Origin of the sequence: Gilliamella sp. Fer4-1 (assembly GCF_001690515.1) — a bacterium.
GTDB classification, from domain to species: domain Bacteria; phylum Pseudomonadota; class Gammaproteobacteria; order Enterobacterales; family Orbaceae; genus Gilliamella; species Gilliamella apicola_C.
The window spans coordinates 1-9,418 of record NZ_LZGZ01000162.1 but is presented as its reverse complement, the minus strand read 5'-3'; the positions used below and the strand labels follow the sequence as shown (position 1 = coordinate 9,418).

The window sequence follows — 9,418 nt, the reverse complement described above, 5'->3', positions numbered from 1 at the left end:
TATTAATAATTAAAGAATTAATGATCATTAAAACTGATGATTTAATCCAAAATAAAGATATTTTTCGATTTATCTTAGATTCATTAGAGCTATCTCATACAGACTCTGGTTTTATGGAGTTAACAAAAGAGAATGAGAATATCTTTATTGATTTTTATCATTGGTTGAACCGAATAAATGACCAACTAAATATGAATATAAACATTAATATCATAGATTCCTTTAGCTTATCTGTTGAAGATGTTAATAAATTGATGTCACCATATAAATAGAAGGAAATATAAAAATGAACAATTATTTAAATTTTAAATAGAAAAATCAACTAGAGTGATAGAATTAAATACTGTCTAATATTTATTTTGGCAAGGATAATTGAATTTTTCATATATATACTGACTAGAACAGCTACGAACCACTAGCGCAATAGGCATAGACGGCAACCATGAACAACATATCCACTACTTCCCACACCGACCTGAATGGCTGTCCAGAAGAGCTCACCGATGCAAACGGTAAAATACTGTGGGAATGCAGCTTTCAGTTATGGGGTAAGCGAATTCATGAAATCGAACACATCCCGATACAACAGAATCTCAGATATCAGGGACAATATTTAGACAGAGAAACCGGCTTACATTACAATACTTTCAGGTACTATCATCCGGATATAGGTAGATTTACCCAGCCGGATCCGATTGGGCTGCTGGGCGGGTTTAATCTGTATTAATATGCGCCTAATGGGTTAACTTGGATTGATCCATTAGGATTAGCACCTGTGCTAAAGTAAGTGAGTTTGATCGTATAAAAAGTAGCAAAGTCTATACAGTTATTAGACAAGGCAAAAACATATCTTCTGGATTGTTTTCACTAAACCCAAATAATATAGAAATAGTTGCAGGACATGTAACATCAGAGAGTCGTTCTCCATCTCAGTTTATATCTGCAACCAAAGATTTAAGTATCGCTGAAAAATGGGCTAATAAAATTGGAACTAGAATAGTTGATATAGATTTAAGTAAAATTTTGGGTGGAACAATTGATATATCTTTTACTAAAGATCTTGACCTTTTAAGTAATCAATTTGAAGACGATTAGCTAAAGGTGCTTGAGAAGCACTATTTGACTGACCTATACCAACAAATTCAATAAAAATAATTAATTAGGTGTTTTATGAAAATTATAAATTCTGATGTTCATGAAAAGATTATCAGTGTAATTGAAAAAATTAGATTACAAGATAAGTTAGATGAAAAAACAATTAATGATCTCTATACTTCACTGGATGAAATGGTAACTAATTATAAAGAAAAAGATCTTATTTCAAAGGAATTGGCATATAATCTTTTAGTCCTGCATGACAATTTAGAAGGCGCTTTAAAATTGGGCACTTATGAAGACATGAAGTATATAAGTAATATTAATTCAAAAGTAAGCGAATATATTGAGAAAATATTTCTAAGTTAAAAAACTGAAATTAAATCAGGATGATTAGTGGCACTACCACTACAACGCCAACTACCGCTTGAGCGAAGTACGTATTGAAAAACATCAACTAAACGACGCAGGCAACCCCTACAATCGTGCCCGCTTTTATGGGTCGGCTAAAAAATGATTCAGAAAACCAGCCCGAATCAGCACAGCAGGCTGTATATCTATACCGACCAAAGCAGCTACCAACTACTGGCACGCATAGATAAAAGAGGTAATGCTCCGAAAAAGTCATATACTTCCTCACCGATCTAAACGGTGCACCAAAAGAGCTTACCGTAGCAAACAGTGACATCATCTGGGAATGTAGCTATCCGCTCTGGGGTAAACGGATTCATGAAATCGAACACGACTCAGTAGAACAAAACCTCAGACATCAGGGACAATATTTAGACAGAAAAACTGGGCTACATTACAATACTTTCAGGTACTATGATCCAGATATAGATAGATTTACTCAACTGGATCTGGTAGGTTTAGCTGGCAGTATTAATCTTTATCAGTATGCGCCTATTGGATTGAGTTGATCCGTGGAAATTGAGTTGTTTCAAAATTCATTCGTGAATAAAAGAAAGTAATAAACTTTTTTAAAAAGCTGAGATTATAGGAAAATCGCATCAATCAAGTATCGTTCATTTAACAAAACAACTTCTTTTAAAGAATAAAAAAATCAGACTGTCGCACCAAAAACCATAGGTCATGGATTTTCTGAAACTAGAGTTCGATATGGGCACGTGTTTATTTCAGAGAAATAAATGATAGTATAATTGAAATATTAGTAAATCTAATAAGGCTAATCAGCAAATAGTTATCAATGAAGTTTTAAAAGTATTTGGTAAAGGAACTTAAGTATTATGAATATTAAAATTTTAAACTATGATCGGGATCTTAATCAGGTCAATGATAATGTTGATGTTGAAGTTTTTTTAGACAATGGAAAGCGGTATGCTGCAACATTTTTCACTATCGAAAATATAATTTCTATTTTGAATAAGTATAAAGAGACAAAAGAGTGTTGTAATGGCTTATATTTTTGGGCATCAGATATGATTATTGTTGAGAGTTTAAATGACAAAGTAATAAATAAAACGATACAGGATTTGATAAAAAACGAAGAATTTCATCATGTTTTCTCATTATTAGAGTAATTAATCAATGTAGAAAAGATCGTACATCTAAATTTTCATCGCTTTTATTTCTTTGCTACCTATATTGTAGAAAATCAGCTATTAGTTATGAAGTATAATGATACAAAAATAGTACAGGTATCGATACAATATAATTCATACTATCAAGGTTATAATTTAGACAAGTAACCAGTTTACATTACAATACTTTCAGGTACTATCATCCAGATACAGGAAGATTTACTCAGCCAGACCCGATTGAGCTGCTGGTGGGTTTAATCTGTCCAGTATGCGCCTAATGAGTTGACTTGGGCCGATCATTTAGGGCTGAATGCTCACCATGTAAGGCAAAATCTTGTAAAAGGGTATTATCCCTGCTATTTTAGTTCCCAAAGTTGAACATGAGTTCCTTACAGATGAAGTTGGAATTGTTACACGCAGTAAAATTAACTCTATAACAGAAAAACCATTTAGTCATGCTAGAGAATTATTAGCTAGAGGTATACGTGTACCCACAAATACCCAATAGTGCTTTTCAGAAATTAATCGCCAAAAATAAAGAAATGTATCCAGAAATGAGAAAACTAAAACCTAATGGAAAAAGAGGTTGTTAAATGAATAAAATAGGAAAAGATGAATTAATCGTCAACTCAATTTTAGATGAGCTCTTAAATGACAGACTTGAATATTATAAAAATAATTTAAGTAATTCAAGTGAACCTACAAACAGCGATGATCCTTATGCAAGAGCAAGAAGTATTATCGCAAAGCTATCAGATAAAGACCAAGAAAAGATTTTTAATTTTCTGCGTATAGTAATGATAGATACAATGTCAACAATTTTTGGCACCATAGATGGTTCATGTTTTCCTCCTAATATTAGTGGTGATTTCATTCTTGAGTATGATGGAGATGAAATACAAGGTTCATTGCAAGATGAGTTAATTGCCAAAGCGGAAGAGATTGGTGTCTACAATTAATGAATTAATCATTTTCCCCCGATCTGCTAGTAGGCGAAAAACACAACAAACAGGGATAGACCGACTACTGTTATGATTGCACCAACAGAATTGAAGCGATTGCCATCAAAGATACTGGGAAATTCTGCTATACGATGATACCCCAACCTATTAGCGGGATCGAAAGCGTGTTCCTAAAAAAAGAGGTCGATGCTAATTATGGCTAAACGTGTTGTTTGGAAGAAAAATGATCTAGTCAATATCCAATTACGTGATAATTTATACACAATTGGACAGATGCTAACCAGCCCTGAAATGCGCTTTTATGATATTTTCAATTCAGATGGTGCATGGCAGAATTTAGATTTAAATAAAATAGAACCCTTGTTCAGCGTTTTTGTTGGGAATGTGATTAATAAGTCGTTAATTCAAGGGAAAATAAAATCCACTACAGTAATACCCAGCTCAAAGCCTAACGAAAAATATTGGATTAAACCCTATACAATTTTAGATTATGGAAACTACAAAGGTGATAGATTTAATTTTCATTTTTTAGGAGGAAAACTAATAGACCTTGTTCCTGATGCTGATGGCATTTTAAGTACAACTAGAGCACCAATTATCAAAGAAGATTTAACGCTTCCACAAGATAGAAAGCTTATTGAACAATATGAGATGACTAATATGTGGGGTGATGTAGATTTACGAGACCGCCTCTGTCGCTATTTTGATACAGGTATTAACCGTGATGATCTGAAGTTTGAAGTATTTCCTGGTTTATGGGATGACAGAGAAAAATTGCGTCCCCTGACACGCCGCCTACCAGAACCACTTCGTTAAGCAGATAATCAAAAGAAAACGGAATTACCCTTTTTTATTTAACTGAATGATTATCAAAAAAACAAAGATAAAGAAACCAAAACCCCAACATAATTACCCCCCTTTTACTTTTATCATAGAGAATTTTCTACTTTTTTGCTGCACTATTTTAGGGGGTAGTTACAATTGTTTTAACCATTTCTAAAAACAGATCTCTTTTTTCATTACGAATCTTTGGGTTCCATACCATAGCAATATCCCACCCTGATTGTTCAAATTCAGGGATAATGAGTTTAACGCCTTTCGGTAAAAAATGACGGACACTTGCCGGAACAAAGGCAACCCCATTTTTACCTGCAATTAACGCTAAAAGAGACGAAAGGTCACTGGTGGCTGATACGGGATTTGAAAATATATTCATATGGTCAAGCATCATTTTAGTTTGTTCAGCCAAACAAGGTGCTAAGTTTGGCTTTATGTGCAATAAAGAGTTTGTTTCGATTACATAATTAAGATTAGAGGAATTAACTTCAACGTCAGCCGGCACAGCAAGAACGATCCGTTCCTTAGATAGAATTATTGAATTTAGAGAATCGTGTACCGGCATTCGAGCAAAGGCAATATCCAATTCACCTTGCATCAACATCTTAATTTGAGTACTAGATGGAATTTGTCTGGTAATAACTTCATATTCAGGATATTTATCCGAAAAGGCATGAATCCACTTAGGTACATTTTGGAATGACGAAATACCAAATCCAATTAATATATGGTTATGTGCATTCTTCTTAATATCACTGGCTGTGATAAAAAAATGATTGTAATACTTTAAAAGTATTTGCGCTTCGAGAAATATTTTTTCTCCAATATATGTTAATTTTGCTCCATTCCGACCTCTAATAAAAAGTTTCATTTCAATAATTCTTTCTAAAGCTTGAATTTGTTTTGTCAATGCAGGTTGAGTTATAAACAAAGCTTCAGCTGCGAGGCGGTAACTTTTAGTTTCAGCCAGTGTTATAAATGCTTTAAGCAGTCGGATGTCGATATTCATATCCATTCCAAATGTTTATCAATAACTGATTTTTTTTTCATTATACACAACTTCCTCAAATGCTTATATTTAAGAAAGTTCAATTTTACATGGAGATAGGCGTCACGCCCAAAGTAGCGGTGTTAACTAATGATTTGCAATATGAATTTACCTACAAAATATCAAAATCACCTGAAGAACTGGAAGAAAAACTTACTAAATTTAATGAATTTTTAAACGGTATCAGGAATCTAAATCATCAAGTTATACATTTACAGTTGATTAATGATCCCAATGATCCAGCAGTGCAAAAAAGATATAAAAATCGAGAAGGTGGCATTCCAGCTTTAACCGGAAGACCAGAAAATCAGATATTGAAGACAATAAGTCATTCTTCAGATATTGTTGTAGTAAAAGGACGAGATACTGGTTTTTACAACAATGACCTTGATGGTATTCTAAAAAAACTTGGTGTTAATTCAGTGATTGTTACAGGCTTGCAAACTCATGTTTGTGTTCAAACAACGGCAGCTGATGCTTATTTTAGAGGGTACAATGTATGGGTTCCAAGTGATGGCGTTTTTGCTCCTTCCATAGATGATACCAATCGTGCTTTAGAATGGCTGGCAAATTATTGCGCGACAGTAGCTTCATCTTCTGAAATTTTAGCTCTTCTAGAGAAGCAAGATGATTTGCCGGAACGCAGTTAATGGAGCTAAAAATGAACATTAGATCATTTAGAAAAAATTGATTTAAAACCATACAGCCATAAATTAGTACCAACTAATGATGGTGGAATTTCATTAGGGCAAATAGTTGTTGCTGCACCTATTTTAAACTCAAAAGGATAAAAAATTATGAGTAATGCAAGAGAAAAAATTTCCGGTGTTTTATTTGATATGGATGGTGTACTTATCGACTCCAATACTGTTATTGAAAGAGCCTGGATTGAAGCCGGCGCTTTATACGGAATCAAAGTTACTGATAGTGATATAGTAAATCATATTCACGGCCAACCAGGACCGCACACAATAAAGGCGCTTTTTGGCCACCTGCCAATAGATGACCAAAAAAAAGTACAGGCCTATATTATTCATGCTGAAAATACTGCTGACTATGATCCTATTCCCGGCGTTGCGCAGTTAATATTAGCTTTGTCAGCTGCAAAAATAAGAGTAGGAATAGTGACGAGTGGCTGGCGAGAAAAAATTGACAGGATCATGGATATGCTTCAGATTAAAGACTGTATTTCCGTGATTGTAGAGCGTGATGATGTGTCTCGTGGTAAACCATTCCCTGATCCGTATATTTTAGGTGCGAAACGTTTAATGCTACCTCCCAATAAAACACTGGTATTTGAGGACTCAATTAGTGGCGTTACCTCTGCTGTTGAAGCCGGTGCATATTGCGTAGGTATCGGAGAAACAATACTTATCAAGCATGGAGCTAAAACTGCAATAGCTAATTTTTTGGAAGTTAAAGTAAATAAACAAGATAATGGCGATTACAGTATCTCGTTGGATCGCGATCATGAAGTTTTTATAGAGAATTGATAAAGGAAATAAAAATAGAATCAAAAGCAAGATGTGCTGTTACTGTATTATTTTACAATGGATTTATAACTGGCGTTTGGGCGATTCAAATTGCATAATTTGCACCACGTTTTAATGTCACGGACGAAGTAATTGGTTATTTTATTCTTACTTTTGGTCTTGGCGCATTATTTATGATGCCTATATCCGGGATATTAATGTCTAAATTTGGGTCTCGTCAAATTGGGAAAATTTCGGTATTATTTGCACTATTAGTTAGAGATATATGTTAGCTAAAAAGAGTTTACCCACAAATACCCAATAGTGCTTTTCAGAAATTAATCGCCAAAAATAAAGAAATATATCCAGAAATGAATACAGTAAAACCTAATGGAAAAGGAGGTTGTTAAATGAATAAAATAGGAAAAGATGAATTAGTAGTTACCTCACTTTTATCTATGCTTTTGGATGATACACTTGAATATTATAAAATTCATTTAAGTGATCCGAGTAAACCCACAAACGATAATGATCCTTATGCAAGAGCAAGAAGTATTATCACAAAGCTATCAGATAAAGACCAAGAAAAGATTTTTAATTTTCTGCGTATAGTAATGATAGATACAATGTCTACGATTTTTGGCACCATCGATGGTTCATGTTTTCCTCCCAATATTAGTGGTGATTTCATGCTTGAGTATGATGGAGATGAAATACAAGGTTCATTGCAAGATGAGTTAATTGCCAAAGCGGAAGAGATTGGTGTTTACGATTAATGAATTAATCATTTTCCCCCGATCTGCTAGTAGGAAAAAAACACAACAAACAGGGACCGATTACTGTTATGATTGCACCAACAGAATTGAAGCTATTGCCATCAAAGATACTGAGAAATCCTGCTATACGATGATGCGCCAACCTATTAGCAGGATCGAAAGCCTGTTCCTAAAAAAAGAGGTCGATGCTAATTATGGCTAAACGTGTTGTTTGGAAGAAAAATGATCTAGTCAATATCCAATTACGTGATAATTTATACACAATTGGACAGATGCTAACCAGCCCTGAAATGCGCTTTTATGATATATTCAATTCAGATGGTGCATGGCAGAATTTAGATTTAAATAAAATAGAACCCTTGTTCAGCGTTTTTGTTGGGAATGTGATTAATAAGTCGTTAATTCAAGGGAAAATAAAATCCACTACAGTAATACCCAGTTCAAAGCCTAATGAAAGATATTGGATTGATGCCTATACTATTTTGGATGGAGATCATTACAAAGGTGATAGATTTAATTTTCATTTTTTAGGAGGAAAATTAATAGATCTTGTTCCTGATGCTAATGGCATTTTAAGTACAACTAGAGCACCAATTATCAAAGAAGATTTAACGCTGCCACAAGATAGAAAGCTTATTGAACAATATGAGCTGACTAATATGTGGGGTGATGTAGATTTACGAGACCGCCTCTGTCGCTATTTTGATACAGGTATTAACCGTGATGATCTGAAGTTTGAAGTATTCCCTGGTTTATGGGATGACAGAGAAAAATTGCGTCCCCTGACACGCCGCCTACCAGAACCGCTTCGTTAAACAGATAATCAAAAGAAAACGAAATTTGATCCTCACCAAAACCTTAGACAATACTTGCCTCTATAGAGGCGTTATTAAAGTAATACGGCTTTTTATATTGCTTAGGCGATATCCAACCATGAGCTGAATGTCGGCAAACTTGAATGTAGTAGATCTCAATATATTCAAATAGTGCTTTATTGGCTTACCTCGTATTTTGTCATCCACATCATGAATCATGTTATTTTTTAAACGTATGGAAAAAACTTTCAGCAACAGCATTATCCCAACAATTGCCAGCTCAGCTCATACTTTATCTCAACCTATGTTGTAACACTAACCGCTTAAAATTCACACGGCAATATTGGCTTTATCAAGCACTAGGTAGTAATATCCCTTTAAGAAATTGACGACAAAATAAGACATTTTAAGTGTGTTACAAACTAAATGCCTATCAATATGCGAACTTGTTTGCTGTCCAATTACTTTTCGAGCAAATTAATCATTATCTAAAGGTATAACCAACGATTTAATGCATTGGACAACAATCATGAAATAGGCTTGTAACAAAAGGAGTAATGTTATTATTTTTCATCATTTTATAAAATAAAAACTTCAATAAAATCAATGGCTTTTCTGACTGATTTTTATCATGCCCAGCTAACCTTTCTTTCTGATATATCATAGCCGTTGACTCTGATATCATGTACTAAGCTTGTTGCACCTAAACGGGCTTTATGCTGCCAATAAAGCGCTTTGATATTATCAAACAACTTCCATTAATTTAAGCTCGCATTTTAGCCAAGCATAATAATCTGATACCCTCACGTTCAACTGACGACTAACTGGCAGTACCAGATACGATAACAACATTAATTAGTTTTCTTACATTT

At 34.0% G+C, this 9,418-nt stretch carries 11 protein-coding genes and 3 pseudogenes; 13 read left to right on the top strand and 1 reads right to left on the bottom strand.

From position 1 onward, the window contains the following. The 9 genes and pseudogenes from A9G30_RS13160 to A9G30_RS05585 form a co-directional block, all read left to right on the top strand. Positions 1 to 272 (top strand): annotated as a pseudogene (locus tag A9G30_RS13160) (hypothetical protein); the annotation flags it as partial. Between the two features lie 194 nt (positions 273 to 466). Beyond that, positions 467 to 724, top strand: a pseudogene (locus A9G30_RS13610) (RHS repeat domain-containing protein); the annotation flags it as partial. Positions 725 to 858: 134 nt separating this feature from the next. Continuing rightward, complete coding sequence (locus tag A9G30_RS05605) at positions 859 to 1,095, top strand: hypothetical protein (RefSeq protein ID WP_065588315.1); 237 nt, start codon at positions 859 to 861, stop codon at positions 1,093 to 1,095. Between the two features lie 75 nt (positions 1,096 to 1,170). After that, complete coding sequence (locus A9G30_RS05600; RefSeq protein WP_065582489.1) at positions 1,171 to 1,464, top strand: hypothetical protein; 294 nt, start codon at positions 1,171 to 1,173, stop codon at positions 1,462 to 1,464. Between the two features lie 257 nt (positions 1,465 to 1,721). Next, complete coding sequence (locus A9G30_RS13605; RefSeq protein WP_081295717.1) at positions 1,722 to 2,015, top strand: RHS repeat-associated core domain-containing protein; 294 nt, start codon at positions 1,722 to 1,724, stop codon at positions 2,013 to 2,015. A 327-nt stretch (positions 2,016 to 2,342) separates the two neighbouring features. Continuing rightward, a complete protein-coding gene (locus A9G30_RS05595) occupies positions 2,343 to 2,636 on the top strand; it encodes a hypothetical protein (RefSeq protein ID WP_065566323.1) in 294 nt (97 codons plus the stop codon). Between the two features lie 200 nt (positions 2,637 to 2,836). Beyond that, positions 2,837 to 2,914, top strand: a pseudogene (locus A9G30_RS13600) (hypothetical protein); the annotation flags it as partial. A 315-nt stretch (positions 2,915 to 3,229) separates the two neighbouring features. Next, positions 3,230 to 3,595, top strand: coding sequence for a hypothetical protein (locus A9G30_RS05590; protein WP_065588314.1), 366 nt, complete (start codon positions 3,230 to 3,232; stop codon positions 3,593 to 3,595). Between the two features lie 198 nt (positions 3,596 to 3,793). Next, positions 3,794 to 4,414, top strand: a complete 621-nt coding sequence (locus tag A9G30_RS05585; protein WP_065588317.1) for a hypothetical protein — start codon at positions 3,794 to 3,796, stop codon at positions 4,412 to 4,414. 148 nt (positions 4,415 to 4,562) lie between these two features. Here A9G30_RS05585 and A9G30_RS05580 read toward each other — a convergent pair whose 3' ends face one another. Beyond that, positions 4,563 to 5,444: a LysR family transcriptional regulator gene (locus A9G30_RS05580; protein WP_065588313.1), complete on the bottom strand. Its 882-nt coding sequence runs from the start codon at positions 5,442 to 5,444 to the stop codon at positions 4,563 to 4,565. 89 nt (positions 5,445 to 5,533) lie between these two features. On the opposite strand from A9G30_RS05580, the gene A9G30_RS05575 reads away from it, so the two are divergent. The 4 genes from A9G30_RS05575 (at position 5,534) to A9G30_RS05555 (ending at position 8,546) form a co-directional block, all read left to right on the top strand. Then, positions 5,534 to 6,133, top strand: a complete 600-nt coding sequence (locus A9G30_RS05575) for a cysteine hydrolase (RefSeq protein WP_065588312.1) — start codon at positions 5,534 to 5,536, stop codon at positions 6,131 to 6,133. 147 nt (positions 6,134 to 6,280) lie between these two features. Next, entirely contained in the window at positions 6,281 to 6,976 is a 696-nt protein-coding gene (locus A9G30_RS05570) for an HAD family hydrolase (protein ID WP_065588311.1), read from the top strand. A 389-nt stretch (positions 6,977 to 7,365) separates the two neighbouring features. Continuing rightward, a complete protein-coding gene (locus tag A9G30_RS05565; RefSeq protein WP_065588310.1) occupies positions 7,366 to 7,731 on the top strand; it encodes a hypothetical protein in 366 nt (121 codons plus the stop codon). Between the two features lie 194 nt (positions 7,732 to 7,925). After that, positions 7,926 to 8,546, top strand: a complete 621-nt coding sequence (locus A9G30_RS05555; protein WP_065580230.1) for a hypothetical protein — start codon at positions 7,926 to 7,928, stop codon at positions 8,544 to 8,546. Positions 8,547 to 9,418: the final 872 nt, after the last annotated feature.